The 16,561-nt window shown below is 71.7% G+C and carries 13 protein-coding genes; 8 read left to right on the top strand and 5 right to left on the bottom strand.

Features of this window, described 5'->3' with window-relative positions; genetic code table 11:
- The first annotated feature begins 6 nt into the window (after nt 1–6).
- The gene (ispG, locus tag FB453_RS00255; protein ID WP_112588507.1) at nt 7–1,179 is read left to right on the top strand and encodes a flavodoxin-dependent (E)-4-hydroxy-3-methylbut-2-enyl-diphosphate synthase; all 1,173 of its coding nucleotides are present in this window, start codon (nt 7–9) and stop codon (nt 1,177–1,179) included.
- Between the two features lie 136 nt (nt 1,180–1,315).
- Here ispG and FB453_RS00250 read toward each other — a convergent pair whose 3' ends face one another.
- Nucleotides 1,316–1,903 carry a PadR family transcriptional regulator gene (locus FB453_RS00250; RefSeq protein WP_091400331.1) on the bottom strand — a complete coding sequence of 196 codons (588 nt, stop codon included), beginning with the start codon at nt 1,901–1,903 and terminating at the stop codon, nt 1,316–1,318.
- 112 nt (nt 1,904–2,015) lie between these two features.
- Here FB453_RS00250 and FB453_RS00245 point away from each other — a divergent pair, with 112 nt between their 5' ends.
- From FB453_RS00245 to FB453_RS00225, 5 genes are all read left to right on the top strand, one after another.
- Nucleotides 2,016–3,356, top strand: coding sequence for an MFS transporter (locus FB453_RS00245; protein WP_145786699.1), 1,341 nt, complete (start codon nt 2,016–2,018; stop codon nt 3,354–3,356).
- Nucleotides 3,286–4,125 carry a GNAT family N-acetyltransferase gene (locus FB453_RS00240; protein WP_091400334.1) on the top strand — a complete coding sequence of 280 codons (840 nt, stop codon included), beginning with the start codon at nt 3,286–3,288 and terminating at the stop codon, nt 4,123–4,125. Before FB453_RS00245 ends, FB453_RS00240 begins: the two co-directional genes overlap by 71 nt.
- A gap of 195 nt (nt 4,126–4,320) precedes the next feature.
- A complete protein-coding gene (locus FB453_RS00235; RefSeq protein WP_145786697.1) occupies nt 4,321–4,722 on the top strand; it encodes a hypothetical protein in 402 nt (133 codons plus the stop codon).
- A 257-nt stretch (nt 4,723–4,979) separates the two neighbouring features.
- Entirely contained in the window at nt 4,980–6,134 is a 1,155-nt protein-coding gene (locus FB453_RS00230) for a hypothetical protein (RefSeq protein WP_145786695.1), read from the top strand.
- A gap of 295 nt (nt 6,135–6,429) precedes the next feature.
- A complete protein-coding gene (locus FB453_RS00225) occupies nt 6,430–10,032 on the top strand; it encodes an ATP-binding cassette domain-containing protein (RefSeq protein ID WP_145786693.1) in 3,603 nt (1,200 codons plus the stop codon).
- Nucleotides 10,033–10,080: 48 nt separating this feature from the next.
- Here the strand turns inward: FB453_RS00225 and FB453_RS00220 are convergent, their stop codons facing one another.
- The 4 genes from FB453_RS00220 to FB453_RS00205 form a co-directional block, all read right to left on the bottom strand.
- A complete protein-coding gene (locus tag FB453_RS00220) occupies nt 10,081–11,148 on the bottom strand; it encodes an NADH:flavin oxidoreductase/NADH oxidase (protein ID WP_145786691.1) in 1,068 nt (355 codons plus the stop codon).
- A 69-nt stretch (nt 11,149–11,217) separates the two neighbouring features.
- Nucleotides 11,218–12,510, bottom strand: coding sequence for a dicarboxylate/amino acid:cation symporter (locus FB453_RS00215; protein WP_186718038.1), 1,293 nt, complete (start codon nt 12,508–12,510; stop codon nt 11,218–11,220).
- Nucleotides 12,511–12,678: 168 nt separating this feature from the next.
- On the bottom strand, nt 12,679–13,362 hold the full coding sequence (locus FB453_RS00210; protein WP_145786687.1) for a DUF998 domain-containing protein: 684 nt from the start codon (nt 13,360–13,362) through the stop codon (nt 12,679–12,681).
- The gene (locus FB453_RS00205) at nt 13,355–14,320 is read right to left on the bottom strand and encodes a glutathione S-transferase C-terminal domain-containing protein (RefSeq protein WP_145786685.1); all 966 of its coding nucleotides are present in this window, start codon (nt 14,318–14,320) and stop codon (nt 13,355–13,357) included. The genes FB453_RS00210 and FB453_RS00205 overlap by 8 nt, the downstream gene beginning before the upstream one ends.
- Before the next feature lie 107 nt (nt 14,321–14,427).
- On the opposite strand from FB453_RS00205, the gene pcaF reads away from it, so the two are divergent.
- Both pcaF and FB453_RS00195 read left to right on the top strand, forming a co-directional pair.
- Nucleotides 14,428–15,633 carry a 3-oxoadipyl-CoA thiolase gene (gene pcaF / locus FB453_RS00200; protein WP_112586512.1) on the top strand — a complete coding sequence of 402 codons (1,206 nt, stop codon included), beginning with the start codon at nt 14,428–14,430 and terminating at the stop codon, nt 15,631–15,633.
- A 111-nt stretch (nt 15,634–15,744) separates the two neighbouring features.
- Nucleotides 15,745–16,557, top strand: a complete 813-nt coding sequence (locus FB453_RS00195) for an SAM-dependent methyltransferase (RefSeq protein ID WP_145786682.1) — start codon at nt 15,745–15,747, stop codon at nt 16,555–16,557.
- Nucleotides 16,558–16,561: the final 4 nt, after the last annotated feature.

The raw sequence follows: 16,561 nt of genomic DNA, 5'->3' as shown, positions 1-16,561 counted from the left end.
CCTGAAGTGACCGCTATCAGTCTCGGTATGCCCGCCGTGCCGCCCCCGCCACTCGCTCCCCGTCGGGCCAGCCGCCAGATCATGGTCGGTTCGGTTCCGGTCGGTGGTGGTGCGCCGGTGTCCGTGCAGTCGATGACCACGACCCTCACCTCCGACATCAACGCGACCCTTCAGCAGATCGCCGAGCTGACCGCGTCCGGCTGCCAGATCGTCCGAGTGGCGGTGCCGTCCCAGGACGACGTCGAGGCGCTGCCCGCGATCGCCAAGAAGTCGCAGATCCCGGTGATCGCCGACATCCACTTCCAGCCCAAGTACGTCTTCGCCGCGATCGACGCCGGCTGCGCGGCGGTCCGGGTCAACCCGGGCAACATCCGGCAGTTCGACGACAAGGTCAAGGAGATCGCTCGTGCCGCGGGGGCGGCGGGGGTGCCGATCCGGATCGGCGTCAACGCCGGATCGCTGGACAAGCGCCTGCTGAGCAAGTACGGCAAGGCCACCGCCGAAGCGCTTGTCGAGTCGGCGCTGTGGGAGTGCTCGCTGTTCGAGGAGCACGGGTTCCGTGACATCAAGATCTCGGTCAAGCACAACGACCCGGTCGTGATGATCCGGGCGTACCGGCAGCTCGCCGAGCAGTGCGACTACCCGCTGCACCTCGGCGTCACCGAGGCCGGGCCGGCGTTCCAGGGCACCATCAAGTCGGCGGTCGCCTTCGGCGCCCTGCTGGCCGAGGGGATCGGCGACACGATCCGGGTGTCGCTGTCCGCCCCGCCGGTCGAGGAGATCAAGGTCGGCAACCAGATCCTGGAGTCCCTCGGCCTGCGTGAGCGGGGCCTGGAGATCGTCTCGTGCCCGTCCTGCGGCCGGGCCCAGGTGGACGTCTACAAGCTCGCCGAGGAGGTCACCGCCGGCCTGGAAGGGCTGCCGGTGCCGCTGCGGGTCGCCGTCATGGGCTGCGTGGTCAACGGTCCGGGCGAGGCCCGGGAAGCCGACCTCGGTGTCGCCTCCGGCAACGGCAAGGGCCAGATCTTCGTCAAGGGGCAGGTCGTCAAGACGGTGCCCGAGGCGCAGATCGTGGAGACGCTGATCGAGGAGGCGCTGCGGATCGCCGACGAGATGGGCGCCGAGCTCCCCGAGGAGCTGCGCGGGCTGGTCACCGGCCCGACCGTCACCGTGCACTGATTTTCCATTTGGAAAAAGCGGCCGTTCCCCGTGCGGGGAACGGCCGCTTTTTTCGTTTGTACTGATCCTGCGCTCTCGCGCTGTGCTGCCCGTGCCGTGATGTGCCGTGCCGTGCCTTGGTGTGCGTGGCGCGGCGTCACTCGGATTCGGCGAGGATCGCGTACAGCTTGCGTCGGGTCTCGTCGAGCACCTGGGCGGCCCGCTCGCGCTGGTCGTCGGTGCCGTTCATCATCACCTGGCGCAGCGCGTTCATCGCCTGCGCGCCGGAGTCACGGATGTCGTGCCAGCTGCTCACCGTGCCCTGGGCGACGTCCGCCCACGGTGGGGTCTGCGCGGCCTCGGTGGCCTCCGCCTGACCGGCCTCGGTGACAGTGAACCGCTTCCGCCCGCCACCGGACTCCTCGGTGCTGGCGACGATCACGCCCTCGTCCTCCAGTAGCTGGAGGGTGGGGTAGATCGAGCCGGGGCTCGGCCGCCACGCACCGCCGGTGCGGGAGTCGATCTCCTGGATCATCTCGTAGCCGTGCATCGGCCGCTCGGTGAGCAGGGCCAACACGGAGGCTCGGACGTTGGGGCGTCGGCCCCGACCCCGTCCACGGCCCCGGCCGCCCCAGGGGCCGCCGTGTCCGTGCTCGTGGCCGTGCGGACCGGGCGGAACCGGCGGGAAGCCGAACCCCCGCATCCGGGCTTCGTGCATCGGGTGGTGCTGTCGGTGGAACCTCATCGGGCTCTTCCTTCCGTAGGACTATCGCTGATGCATCAACGATATATCGGCAATGCATCGTCGACAACCCTCGTCTACCAAACCGTACGTACGTCTTGTTAGGGTGTCGGTCATGCGCCTGCTTCCCCCGCCGGGTCCGGCCCGGGTCCTCACCCTCGGCACGCTGGTCAAGACCGTCGGGCGGGGCCTCTGGCTCGTCGCCAGCGCGCTCTTCCTCACCCGTTCGGTCGGCCTGTCGGCCACCCAGGTGGGCATCGGGCTGACCATCTCTGCCCTGGTCGGTGTCCTGGCCAGTGCCCCGAGCGGCTACCTGGCCGATCGCGTCGGCCCACGCGGTGTGCAGGTCGGCGCGCTGTTCGTCGCCGGCACCCTGACCGTCGGCCTGATCGCCGTCCGGTCGTTCCCCACGTTCGTGCTGGTGGGAGCGGCGACCGCGCTCGCCGACGCGGTCGAGCGCGGTGCCCGCGGCGCGCTGATCGCCGGAGCCGTCCCAGCCGACCAGCGGGTCCGCACCCGCGCCTACCTCCGAGCCACCACCAACGTCGGGATCTCCGTCGGCGCCGTCCTCGGCGGCTTCGCCATCGCCGCCGACACCCGAACCGGCTACGTCGCGCTGATCCTGGCCTCGGCGGCGACATCACTGGCCGCAGCGGTGGTCTTCCTTCGACTGCCCGCCATCGCCCCGGTCGCCGCCCCGACGCACGGCCCTCGGCTGGTCGCCCTACGGGACCGCCCGTTCCTCGCCTTCACACTGGTCGACGGGCTGATGTCGATGCACTTCAGCCTGCTCACCATCGCCCTGCCGCTGTGGATCGCCGGCCACACCCGGGCCCCCGCCTGGATGATCTCCGCGTTGACGCTGGTCAACACAGTGCTGGTCGTGCTCCTTCAGGTACGGGCTGCGGGCACCGCCGCCACCCTGCCCGGAGCCGCCCGGGCCGCCCGCCGAGCGGGCGTGGCCATCGCCCTGGCCTGCGTACTCTTCGCCGCCAGCGGCGCGGTGCCCACCGCCGGCGCAGTGGGCCTGCTCGGCCTCGGGTCACTCGCGCACGTCACCGGGGAGCTGTGGCACTCCGCCGCCGGCTGGGGGATCTCCTTCGGGCTGGCACCAGCGGACGCCCAGGGGCAGTACCAGGGGACTTACGGCATGGGCTACGAACTGGGCAAGATGCTCGCACCGGTGGTGGTGACCAGCCTCGCACTCGGCTGGGGCGTACCTGGCTGGCTCGTACTCGGTGCCCTGTTTCTCCTGCTCGGAGCCCTGGTTCCCCCGGTCGTCCGGTGGGCCGGACGGACCCGGCCGAGCAGTGGGCCCGCAGAACCGGTGCCGGCCTCGTCACTCGACCGGCGGAGCGGGGGGTCGATCTGGCAGGCTGATAGTCGTGCTGACGGTGCCGGTACGCCAACTGGGGGAATCGGAGCGCCGCGCGGTCGAGCGACTGCTCGACCATGACCCGTTCGCGGGCGCGCAGGTCGCCGAGCGGATCGCCGCGCGCGGACTCTCCTGGTGGAGGGCCGAGGGCAGAATCCTGGGGTACGGGGCTCGCCGCAACCTCGAGTCACTCTGCTGGCTCGGCGGCAACCTGACCCCGGTACTGGCCAGTGACGCCGCGGTGGCTGCCTTCGCCGACCTGCTCGCGGGCGAGGAGCGACTCTGCTCCTCCATCGTCGGCCGCGCCGATGCCGTCCTCGGGCTGTGGGACCGCCTGTCCGACACGTGGGGGCCAGCGCGAGACGTTCGCCCCAATCAGCCACTGCTGGTCACCGACACGCTGCCGCCCGTACCGGCCGATCCGGAGGTACGCCAGGTTCGCTCCGGCGAGGTCGACCGGCTCTTCCCGGCGGCGGTCGCCATGTACACCGAAGAGGTCGGCGTCTCCCCGCTGGCCGAGGACGGCGGCCGCAGCTACCGCCGGCGGGTCAACGACCTGGTCCGGACCGGTCGCGCGTACGCCCGCGTCATCGACGGCAAGGTCGTGTTCAAGGCAGAGCTGGCCGTGGTGACCAAGCGGACGGCGCAGATCCAGGGCGTCTGGGTGGCACCGGAGTGGCGAGGCCGGGGGATCGCCACCGCCGCCATGGCAGCCGTGGTCCGCGACGCGCTGCTGCGGGTCGCCCCCACCGTGAGCCTGTACGTCAACGATTTCAACCTCCCGGCCCGCCGCGTCTACGAGCGCTGTGGCTTCCAGCCGATCGGCACCCTGGCCACCGTCCTCTTCTGACCGGTTGCGGGTTGGCTCACGGCCCGTGGAAGTTGCAGGATTAGTTCCCGCCAATTGTTGCCCCGGTTGCCATCGAAGATTATGGCTCGATAACGGGGTGTGATCCTGAGCGGGGGAACGTTCTTGGGGATCACTTGCGAGTCTTGCTGCCCGCTTGGCCGTCATGCCCCTTCGCCTATCGTGGGAGGGAAAAGTATGACCAAGAAACTGTTCGCCACGCTCGCGGTCGCAGCCACCGCCTCGTTCACGCTGGCTGTTCCGGCGGCCGCTCAAGCCGACGGCAACTCGGCGCTGGCCCGATGTAGCTCGGGACGATTCTGCAACTGGACGGGCGCGAACTTCTCCGGTTCCCTGATCCAGAACATCTCGCCCACGGGCACGTCCGTCTGGTGCGTCAACATGCCGACCGGGACGCGATCGATGAGCAGCGGCACCAACCTGACCCTCAGTGCCAACCAGAACCGCTGTGAGAACGCTGGCGGATCGGCGACGGCGGTCAGCCCCGGTCAGGACAGGGGATCGTTCTCCTTCGTGGTCAACTCCGTGTCCTACTGCGGGGTCTGCCGCCAAAACCACGCCGCCACCTCGGCGGGCTAATTAATTCTGACCGGCTGCTTCATTAGCCAATTCGGAGTCGTTCGCTGGCCCTGGCATTCGGTGGCCGGCGAACGACTCCGAGCCGCTCAATCGCGAATGGTGCCTTCAACGTCGCCCCGTGCACGAAGCAGTCCACGACGCCACGACCCGATGCTTTTCACGCCCGCCCAATGGACGTTAAGTAAGAGCATCCGTACTGTGTGAGGGGTGTTGAGTAGACCGCTCGGCAGACTGCAGCACCCGGCAGGAACAGGCGGATGAGCATCCGCTGGTCCACCATCGGTCACACGGTGCGCCTGACCGTCACGGGGGCGCGTCGGTGGCTTGCGCTTCCCGACCGCCGTCCCGTCACTGTGGCTGCCGTGGTGCTCATCGCGCTGCTGGTAGGGGCCTTCGGTGCCGCAGCCGGCTCATGGCTGAGTACGTGTGCCGTGGCCGACCTGCCCAGCGAGGCAACGCAGGCCGACCTCAGTCGGCGGGCCACCGGCGTCGACGAGGCGCCGGTCGTTTCGCGTGAGACGTCCCCTCGGACGGCGGCAAGATTCGCTGCCGACACCACGCTGGCCACCGGTTGGGATTCCGCCCAGGCCCGGCAGCGCTACGCCGCGGCCGGCTGGTCAGTCTCCCCGTTGACGGTCACCGACGACCAGGCGAGCGTGCTGTATCCCGGCGACAAGGCCGTCAGCTACCTTCCAAGCCGATACGCCCGCTTCACCGCCGAGTCGCGCGGGTTGGTCATCGAGGTCAGCGGCGGGTTCGTCGGTGCGGACGGCGTCGTGAGGCTGGCCGGTTGGGCCGCCGATTCGCCAGTGGTGCCGGCCCTGACAATCGCCGGCGCGGCCTTCGGGCTGATCACCGGATGGCTGTTAGCCGTGACGACGATGCGACGAGTCCGCCCAACGCACCCCGCGCACCGGTCCACCGTGAGCGCGTTGACGGCCACCGCCCTGCTCGTGCTGGCGGCACCTGCCATCGCTCTGTACGGCAACCTCGTACGCACGTTACGCCCACACGTCGACACCAGCGGCCCGGCCGCCACCGTGCACAGCGCTCTGACTCCCGACCCCTACTGGTCAGCCGCTCCCGCCTGGCTGCTCCCGGGCCTCACCGTCGCTGGCGGCCTGATCGCCGTCATCACGCTGGTTCTCGCTGCCTCGACACGGCTGAGTCGCGTCTGCACGGTCGACAGCCCGGCTGGTGTCGGCGACTGGGAAGCCGCGGCCAGCACAGTCGAGGCGTCGATCGAGGCGGCACGAGTCGACCGCGACGCGGCGCAGCGGCTGCTGTTCCTCTCCGCATACCCGGACTGGACACCGGGCTCCCTGGACCGGATGCGCGAACGGCTGATCAACGCCGGCGTGCCCGCAGACTTCCTGACGACGTCGAACCAGTCCAGGCCGGATCGGCCCTGACCCGTCGTCGTCGGCGGCGGCGGAGGATCCCTGTGCTGGCCGAACCACTGGCCGGACTGATCCACTCGGCTTCAGTGATATCGCGGTCTCCGGGGCGGTCTGACACCCCCACCTCAGGAAAACCGAGTCGATCATCATCATGCCGCCGAGCCGGGCCGTGCGTCACGTGGTGGTCGACGTAGCCACCGATTGTGGAATGGGCGGACGCCCAGCTCAGAGGCCGGAAAATCGGTTGAGTTGACGGGTTGGTGCCGGCAGGCTGAGGTCTCCGCCACCCACGTCCCGGAGGACTTTCATGCGCCTGCTCCGTGATCTGTGGGGCACTTCGACCCGTCGTGTGACGATCGTGGCCGTCCTGATCGTGCTGGGCGCTGCGGGGCAGGCGGGTGCGTCGGCGCTGGCCGGCGCGGTGCTGGTGCACCGTTCGGCTGGCTTCTTCGCCGTACTGGCCGCGGCCCTGGTTGCCGTGGTCCTCAGCGACCTCGCGGTGAGTCTGCTGATGGCCGGCCTGACCGCGGACTGGTCCGCCGACGTGCGTCGCCGGCTCTGCCGCGTCGCTCTCGGGCAGGACCTGCCCACCCTGGAGACCACTCCGGTGGGCGAGTTGCTGGACCGGATCGACGGGGACGTCTATCAGGTGGCATCGGCAATTCGTAACCAGGGCACCCGGCTCGCCCAGGGCCTCTGCGTAGGTCTGTTGTCGATGGTCGTGGCGGTGTTCGTGTGGTGGCCGGCCGGGATCGCGATGCTGCTGCTCACTGTGGTGCTCGCGGTCGGCCTGCGCCGACCCACGGCGCGGATCGGCCCGGCCCGGATGGCCGAGGAGGAGGCGTGGTCCGACCTGGCCGCCGTGATGGAGGAGGCGGTGCACGGCCAGGACGACGTACGCACCAGTCTGGCGCGGCCGTACGTGCTGCGGTTGTACGCCCGGCGGGCCTCCGCCGTGTTGTCCCGTGGCCTGGTGGTCTGGGTGCTGTCCGCCCGGGTGGCGACGGTGGCCACCGCGACGATCCGGGCAGGCATCGGCGCTGTGGTGCTCGGCGGTGCCTGGGCGTTGGCCACCGGTCGGATCGACGCCGCCCGGCTGACCGCCATCTGGCTGCTCGCCCTGGCCTTCGGGGCGACCGCGGAACACGTCAGCCGGATGGTGCCGGAGATCCAGGAGGCGCTCGGTGCGTGGGCGCGGGTGCAGTTGCTCTACAAGGCCCGGCAGGAGCCGGTCGGCGGGGCCAGCCCGAGCGAGGGTGACCTGCGCATTCGGGACCTGACATTCGGGTACGGGGAGAGTGACCGGGGGGCCGCGCTGCGCGGGCTCAGCCTCACCTTCGCGCGCGGTCGTTCGTACGCGCTGATCGGGCGGACCGGTTCGGGCAAGTCGACGCTGGCGAAGGTGCTCACCCGGGCGGTCGACGTGCCGCCGGGCACTGTCTTCCTCGGCGGCACCGACCTGTGCGACCTCGACGTCGAGCAGCTGCGCCGCTGGGTGGCGTTGGTGCCGCAGCGCACCGAGATCTTGGCCGGCACGCTCGCCGAGAACGTGGCGCTCTTCGACCCGGAGTTGCTCGAGGCGGCGGCTCGGGCGCTCGACGAGCTGGGCCTGGCCGGCTGGATCGCCGAGCTGCCGGACGGGTTGACGACCCGGCTGGGGGAGGGCGGGCACGTGCTCTCCGCCGGTCAGGAGCAGTTGGTGGCGTTCGCCCGGATCCTGGTTCGGGAGCCGCACGTGGTGATCCTCGACGAGGCCACCGCTCGGCTGGACCCGGTCACCGAGGCGCGGGTGCAGCGGGCCACCGAACGCCTGCTGCGCGACCGGATCGGCATCGTCATCGCGCACCGACTCTCCTCGGTGCGCCGCTGTGACGAGGTGGTCGTTTTGGCCGACGGCGCGGTGGTCGAGGCCGGTCCGCTGGAGTCGTCGACCCGCTTCGCGGAACTGTTGGCGACCAGCCACGCTGCCGCGTACGCGACTGTGGCGCCGGCCGGTCGCACCGGCGTCGGCACCGACCTGCTGGTCGGGCCCGGCCCGGACGCGTGGCCGAGCGAGCCGGCGCCCGCGCGGGGCGAGCCGGTCGCGCCGACCGAGCATGCCGCCGCCTGGCCGAGCGAGCCGGCGCCCACGCGGGCCGAGCCGAATGGGCAGACCGTGCGGGCGACACCGCAGGACGGCACGCAGGGCGCGGTCGGGCCGACCCGGGCCGACCCGCCGCCGCTGCCGCCGGTGCCGCCGGCCCGGACGCTGCGGGAGATCTTCCGACTCTGCACCAACGATCCCCGGTACGGTGCGGCCGCGATCGTGCTGTTCCTCGGGCTCAGCCTGCTCGGGCTGGACGGCCCGGTGCTGCCCTGGCTCTGGGCGGACCTGGTCGACGGGACGGGCAACCCGTACCTGCCGGCGGTGGGGATCGTCGCCGGGTTGCTGGTCACCCTGCCGCTGCCGTTCTACACCCACGTCTGGTTCCCGCAGTGGTGGGTGCGGCAGATGCTGCGGATCGGCCTTCGCCTGGTGCACGGCCAGACCGGGCCGCGTCGGGTCAGCTCACACACCCCCGCCGAGGTGGTGGCGCAGGGCGGGGACACCGAACGGGTGGTCCAGCTCGCCGACAACGTGCTGGACCAGACCGTCGCGCTGGTGCTCGTGGTCGCCATGACGGCGGTCACCGGCAGCGTCGTACCCGGGCTGTTCTTCCTCGGCACGATGGTCGTCTCCGGGCTGGCCGCGACGTTGTTCGGGCCGAAGCTGGAGCGTGCGGCCCGGGCGACGGTGGCGGCGCGGGCCTCCTTCGCCACGGCGCTGGTCTCAGCGCTCTCCGCGGCGCGGACGGTGAAGCTCGCCGGCGCGACCACTGCGGTGCTGCGCCACCTGGCGGGCCTGGACGTGCTGCGCAGCGACCGGCAGCGGCGGGAGATCTCGGTGCAGGTGTGGGCGCGCTCCACACCGTCGATGGCCAGTGGGCTGTTGCCGATCGGCGCCTGGGCGCTCTACCTGAACGGCTCCCTCTCCGCCGGGGCGGTGCTGGTGGCCGTCTCCACCCTGGGCGCGGCCCGCTGGTTCGCCTGGACGACGGCGTCGTTGATCTCGCAGCTGCCCTCGGCGCGGGTCTGGACCCGGCGCACGGCGGCGATGACCGGGGTGGGCGCGTACTCCGCGGGGGTGCCGGAGGTCGACCTGACCGCCGGGACGGCGCCCGCGCCGACCATGCCGCCCCGGCATCCGCTGCGCCGGCTGGAGCTGCGCCGCTTCGGGGTGGTGCACTCCGACGGCACGGTGGCCGTCCGGGACGTGGACCTGACCGTGCAGCGGGGGCAGTTGGTGCTGGTCGTCGGGCCGGTGGGGTCGGGCAAGTCCTCGTTGCTGCGCGGGCTGGCCGGGATCGTGCACCACACCGGCGAACTGGCCTGGAACGGTGACCCGGTCACCGAGCCGGAGCTGTTCCTGCGTCCCAACCAGGTCGGCTACGTCGGTCAGTTGCCCCGGGTGCTCTCCGGCACGGTGGCCGACAACATCGCCCTCGGGCACCAGGTGGACGCGGCGGGGGCGGTCAGCACCGCCCAGCTCGACCATGACCTGGCCGCCGCAGGTGGTGGGCTGGGCCTGCTCATCGGGCACAAGGGCACCCGGCTCTCCGGCGGGCAGTTGCAGCGGTTGGCGCTGGCCCGGGCGCTGGCCCCGCGTACCGAACTGCTTGTCGCCGACGACGTGTCGTCGGCGCTGGACGTCACCACCGAGCTGGCGCTGTGGCAGGCGTTGCGCGGCCACGGGGTGACAGTTGTCGGCTCGACCGCGAAGCGCGCCGCGTTGGTCCGGGCCGACCACGTGGTGGTGCTGCTCGGCGGCACGGTGGCCGCCCAGGGCACCTGGCAGGACCTGGAAGGCGACTGGTCGCACCTGGCCGGCTGACCGACGGTCGGGCGGCCACTCACGCGGCGGCCGCCCGACCGGTCGGGATCAGGAGGCGCGGGCGTACTGGGCGGGGCCGGAGTACGCGACGCCGAGCTTCGCTGCGGCCCGGCGCGGCCAGTACGGGTCGCGCAGCAACTCCCGACCCAGCAGCACCAGGTCGGCCTCGCCGCTGGCGACGATCTGCTCGGCGTGCTCAGGCTCCACGATGAGGCCCACCGCGCCGGTCGGCACGCCGGCCTCGCGGCGGATCTGGGCGGCCAGCGGCACCTGGTAACCCGGGCCGAGCGGGATGCGCTGGTCAGTGCTCACCCCACCGGAGGACGCGTCGACCAGGTCGACGCCGACGCCGGCCAGCTCACCGGCGAGCACCACGCTGTCCTCGATCGTCCAGCCGCCCTCGACCCAGTCGGTGGCGGAGATCCGGGTCAGCACCGGCACGTCCTCGCCGACCGCGGCGCGCACCGCGCGGGCCACCTCCAGGGTGAGCCGCATCCGGGCGGGCCGGTCGCCGCCGTAGGAGTCGGTGCGGTGGTTGGTCAGCGGCGAGAGGAACTCGTTGAGCAGGTAACCGTGGGCGGCGTGGATCTCCACGGCGGCGAAGCCGGCGTCCAGGGCGCGTTCGGCTCCGGCCGCGAACGCCTCGACCACACCGGCGATGCCGGCCTCGTCGAGGCTGGTCGGCGTCCGGTAGTCGGCGGTGAACGGCTCCGAGCCGGGGGCGACGGGCGTCCAGCCGCCTTCGGCGTCCGGCACACCACCGCGCTCGGGTGCCCACGGCCGGTAGGTGGAGGCCTTGAAGCCGGCGTGCGCGAGCTGCACTGCCGGCACTGCGCCGTGGGCGGCGACGAACGCGGTCACCGGCTTCCAGGCGTCGACGTGCGCGCCGGACCAGAGGCCGGTGTCCTGCGGGCTGATCCGGCCCTCGGGGAGTACGGCGGTCGCCTCGGTCAGCACCAGGCCGGCACCGCCGACCGCGCGGCTGCCGAGGTGGATCAGGTGCCAGTCGGTGGGCAGGCCGTCGGGGCCGGCGGAGTACTGGCACATGGGTGCCATGGCGATCCGGTTGGGCAGTGTGACCCCGCGCAGGGCCAGGGGAGTGAACAGGGAGCTCATGGGGTCATCCTCTCCGACACGGCGACGGGCCCCCGGGGAGAGGGGCCCGTCGCCGTACTGGTGAATCGGTCAGGCAGGAACAGGGCTGAGCTCGGGCCGGGTGTCGGCGACCGGCTCCGGGTCGGTCAGGTCACGCCGGCCGGCGGACTCGTACGCGACGCGGTCGAGAGTGCCCTCGCGGGCGGCGACCACTGTCGGCACCAGCGCCTGCCCCGCGACGTTGGTGGCGGTGCGGATCATGTCCAGGATCGGGTCGATGGCCAGCAGCAGGCCGGCGCCGGCCAGCGGCAGGCCCAGCGTGCTGAGGGTCAGGGTGAGCATCACGATCGCGCCGGTCAGGCCGGCGGTGGCCGCCGAGCCGACCACCGAGACGAAGGCGATCAGCAGGTAGTCGCCGATGCCGAGGTCAACGCCGAACACCTGGGCCACGAAGATCGCGGCGAGGGCCGGGTAGATGGCGGCGCAACCGTCCATCTTCGTGGTGGCGCCGAAGGGCACAGCGAACGAGGCGTACTCGCGGGGCACACCGAGTCGCTCGACGGAGCGCTGGGTCACCGGCATGGTGCCGACCGAGGAGCGGGACACGAAGCCCAGCTCGATCGCCGGCCAGGCGCCGGCGAAGAAGCGCAGCGGGTTGAGGCGGCCGGCCAGGATCAGCACCAGCGGGTAGACCACGAACAGGACGATGGCGCAGCCGACGTAGACGGCTGTGGTGAACTTCGCCAGGGGGGCCAGCAGGTCCCAGCCGTACGAGGCGACGGCGTTGCCGATCAGGCCGAGGGTGCCGATCGGGGCGAGCCGGATGACCCACCAGAGCGCCTTCTGGACGATCTCCAGCAGGGAGCGGTTCAGCGCCACGAACGGTTCGGCGGCCTCGCCGACCAGCAGGGCCGCGGCACCGATGACGACGGCGAGGAAGACGATCTGGAGGACGTTGCCCTCGACGAACGCGCCGACCGGGTTGGTGGGCACGATGCCGGTGAGGAAGTCGGTCCACGAGCCGGTCTTCTTCGGCGCCGCGGCACCACCCAGGTCGAGGGTCACGCCCTTGCCCGGGTTGGTGAGCAGGCCGAGGCCGATGCCGATGCTCACCGCGATCAGCGCGGTGATGCCGAACCACATCAGGGTCTTGACGGCGAGCCGGGCGGCGTTGGCGACGCCGCGCAGGCTGACCACGCTGACCACGATGGCGGTGAAGACCAGCGGCGGCACGGCCAGCTTGAGCAGTTGGACGAAGAGGCTACCGACGGTGTGCAGGGTGCTGGTCAGCCAGCTCAGGTCGTTGCTGCGGGCAAGGAAGCCCAGCGCGACGCCGAGCACGAGGCCGAGCAGGATCTGCACGGAGAAGGGAATTTTGCGCAGGCTGAAGGGCATGAGGATGTATCCAATTGTCCGGTCCGATCGGGGCAGGCGTAGGAACGCGGCTAGCCCGGACAGATGCCACTGGCCTGCAGTCGGAGATCGACATACAGGCGGACAGTGAGGCCCCAGACATTGGTCATCGCTGGCCGACGATACGCCGATTCCCGCTCATCGGAAGGACCGAACAGCGTGAGGCTCCTTACAGAGGGCCAGCGCGGTGGCGGTACTCACGCCCCACAGCACCGCGAGGGCGAGGATCAGCCGTTCCAGCACCCCCACCACCGGGCCTCGGCCGATCACGAGCATCGCCAGCCCCACAGTGGCGCAGAGCGGCAGGGCCAGCGCGGCGGCCATGCCGGCCAGCCGACGCACCGTCCGGCCGGCCGGCCCGGAGACCGCCAGCGTGATCATGGCGAAGACCACCGCAGCGGTCGCCGCGATGCTCGCGCCGCCGTGCACCAGGTCCGCCGCCGTCGCGCGCTCGAACGGTGGCAACGGGCAGCCGCCGGAGCAGGTCACCGCCCCCGACACGGCGGTGAACACGGCCCCGGTGGCGAGCAGCCCCGGGGCCGCCGCCCACACCCCGGGGGGCAGCGCCGCGCCGATCAGCAGCAACGCGCCGGCAAGGGCAAGGATCCCGATCCGGTACGTCGCGGCGTGGGCGCTGCCGGCGATGCCCGCCTCGCTGACGTACCCGGTGAACCCTGGACCGGGACCGGCGATCACGGCGAGCGTCACCGCCACCGCACCGGCCAGGGTGCAGCCGGCCGCCGCGGACCCGGCGACCCGGCGGGCGACCTCGCCGCGGGCCCTCGACACGGTCGGGGCGGCCGGCCGACCCGGCTCAGCCACGCCCGTGCGGCGTGCTCCAGCCGGACTCGTCCGGCCCGAGTGGCACGATGCCGCTGGGATTGATCTCCCGGTGTGTGCCGTAGTAGTGCCGCTTGATGTGGTCGAAGTCCACCGTCTCGCCGAAACCCGGCGTCTGGAACAGGTCCCGGGCGTACGCCCAGAGCACCGGCATCTCGGTCAGCTTGTTGCGGTTGCACTTGAAGTGCCCGTGGTACGCGGCGTCGAAGCGGACCAGCGTGGTGAACAGCCGCACGTCCGCCTCGGTGATCGCGCCGCCCATCAGGTAGCGCTGCCCGGCCAGCCGATCGGAGAGCGCGTCCAGCCGGGCGAAGAGCGCCCGGAACGCCTCGTCGTACGCCTGCTGGGAGGTGGCGAACCCGCACCGGTAGACGCCGTTGTTCACGTCGGTGTGGATCTCGGCCATCAGCGCGTCCATCTCGGGGCGCAGTTCCACCGGATACAGGTCCGGCGCCCCCGCACGGTGCAGCGACCGCCACTCGGTGGAGAAGTCGAGGGTGAGCTGCGGATAGTCGTTCGTGACCACCCGGCCGGTCAGGGTGTCGACGAGCGCCGGCACTGTCACCCGGCCGGTGTAGTCCTGGTCGGTGGCCAGGTACGCCTCGGACAGGAAGCTCACGCCGAGGACCGGGTCGAAGCCGTCCGGGTCGAGGGCGAACGCCCAGCCCCGCTCGTCCCGGATCGGGTCGACGGTGCCCAGCGAGATTGCGTCGTCCAGCCCGAGCAGGCCACGCACGATCCTCGCCCGGTGCGCCCACGGGCAGGCCCGGCACCAGATCAGCCGGTAACGGCCGGCCTCCAGCGGCCAGCGGTCCTGCTCGTCCGGGCCGCCGCCGGGTGGCGAGGTGGAGTCGGCGGTGACCCGACCGGTGAACCGGTTCGGCTGGCGGACGAACGCTCCGCCGCCGCTGGTCTCTGCGCTGAACTGGGCCCGGGCCATGCCGTCAACCTATCCGTTGCCGACGCGGATATCCTGGCGGCCGGCAGCCCTCGTGACCCCGGTGGGCGTGCCCCACCCCCGCCGTCTGCACCCCCTAAGGACTCGCGATGACCGTGGCATACCTGGTGGCCGGTGTCCGCACCCCGATCGGCCGGTACGCGGGCGCGCTGGCCGGCGTCCGCCCCGACGACCTGGCCGCGCACGTGATCCGGGAACTGGTCGCCCGCCACCCGTCGGTGGACTGGGCGCGGGTCGACGACGTCGTGCTCGGCTGCGCCAACCAGGCCGGCGAGGACAACCGCAACGTGGCCCGGATGGCGGCGCTGCTGGCCGGCCTGCCCGAGGGGGTGCCGGGCAGCACTGTCAACCGGCTCTGCGGCTCGGGCCTGGACGCGCTCGCCACCGCCGCCCGGTCCATCGTCGCCGGGGACGCGGAGCTGGTGATCGCCGGCGGGGTGGAGAGCATGAGCCGGGCGCCGTTTGTCATGCCGAAGGCGACGTCGGCGTACTCCCGCTCGGCCGAGGTGTACGACACGACACTGGGCTGGCGGTTGGTGAACCCGTTGATGCGTGACGGGTGGGGGGTCGACTCGATGCCGGAGACGGCGGAGAACGTTGCCGCCGAGTACGGCGTGAGCCGGGCCGAGCAGGACGCCTTCGCGTACCGGTCGCAGCAGCGTGCGGCCAAGGCGCAGGCCGACGGCCGGTTCGCCGAGGAGATCGTGGCGGTGTCCGTGCCGGCCGGTCGTCGCGAGACCCGGCTGGTCGAGGTCGACGAGCACCCCCGGGAGACCTCGCTTGCGAAGCTGGCGGCGCTGCCCACCCCGTTCCGCGACGGCGGCACGGTGACCGCCGGCAACTCCTCGGGCGTCAACGACGGCGCTGTCGCGTTGCTGGTGGCCAGCGAGGCGGCGGTCGCCCGGTACGGCCTGACCCCGCTGGCCCGGATCGTCGGCGCGGCGGCGGCCGGTGTGCCACCCCGGATCATGGGGATCGGCCCGGTGCCGGCCACCCGCAAGCTGCTCGACCGCGTCGGCGTCGAGGTGGGCGCTGTGGACGTGGTGGAGTTGAACGAGGCGTTCGCCGCGCAGTCCGTGGCGGTGTTGCGTGAGCTGGGGCTGCCCGTGGACGCCGACCACGTCAACCCGAACGGTGGGGCCATCGCGCTGGGGCACCCGCTCGGCGCCAGTGGCGCGCGGCTGGCGCTGACCGCCGCCCTGGAGCTGCGCCGTCGCGGCGGCCGCCGGGCTCTGGCCACCATGTGCATCGGCGTTGGTCAAGGCATCTCGCTGTTGCTGGAGTCAGCCGCCTAGAGTGGTCCACACCACACGACCCGCGGGTCGACCGGTGCCCACGCGTGCCCGCTGCGCGCCCCCGACGCCGGTGCCGTCCCGCGCCGCGGCGATGAACTGGGGAGCACGCTGATGCCGGACGGACTGCCGACCGAGATCGATCTGACCAGGCCGAGCGCGGCCCGGGTGTACGACTACTTTCTGGGCGGAGCGCACAACTTCGAGATCGACAGGCAGTTGGCGGAGCAGATTGCCAGCATGACCCCGAATCTCGCCGCCACCATGCGCTCCGGCCGGGAGTTCCTGCGCCGGGCCGTCCGGGTGCTGCTCGACGCCGGCATCGACCAGTTCCTCGACATCGGCTCCGGAATTCCCACCGTGGGCAACGTGCACGAGGTGGCGCAGGGGGTGAACCCCAAGGCCCGCGTCGTGTACGTCGACATCGACCCGGTGGCTGTCGCGCACAGCCGGGAGTTGCTGGCTGGCAACGAGTTGACCGCTGTCATCCACGCCGACCTGCGTGAGCCGGAGCGGATCCTCACCGAGACCCGACAGCTCGGGCTGATCGACTTCAGTCGTCCGATGGGCATCCTGCTGGCCGGGGTGGTGCATTTCATCCCGGACGCCGACCAGCCCGAGGCGATCCTGGCCACCCTGCGGGCCGCGGCCGCGCCCGGCAGCTTCCTGGTCGTCTCCCACTCCACCTTCGAGGACCAGCCGCAGGAGATGTTGGACGCCCAGCGCCTCTCCGCCCGCACCGCCACCGAGATCACCCTGCGCTCCCGCGCCCAGGTCACCGGCTTCTTCGGCGACTGGACCGTAGTGGAACCGGGCGTGGTGCACATGCCTCTCTGGCGCCCGGACTCACCGTCCGACGTGGACGAGCACCCGGAGCGGTTCGGCGCCTTCGGGGGCGTCGCCCGGTACGACCAGCCCGCCGGCTGATCCC

It is taken from the genome of Micromonospora sp. CNZ322 (assembly GCF_007827755.1).
Note: the sequence above shows the minus strand (reverse complement) of the source record. Positions and strands in the feature narration are given on the sequence as shown.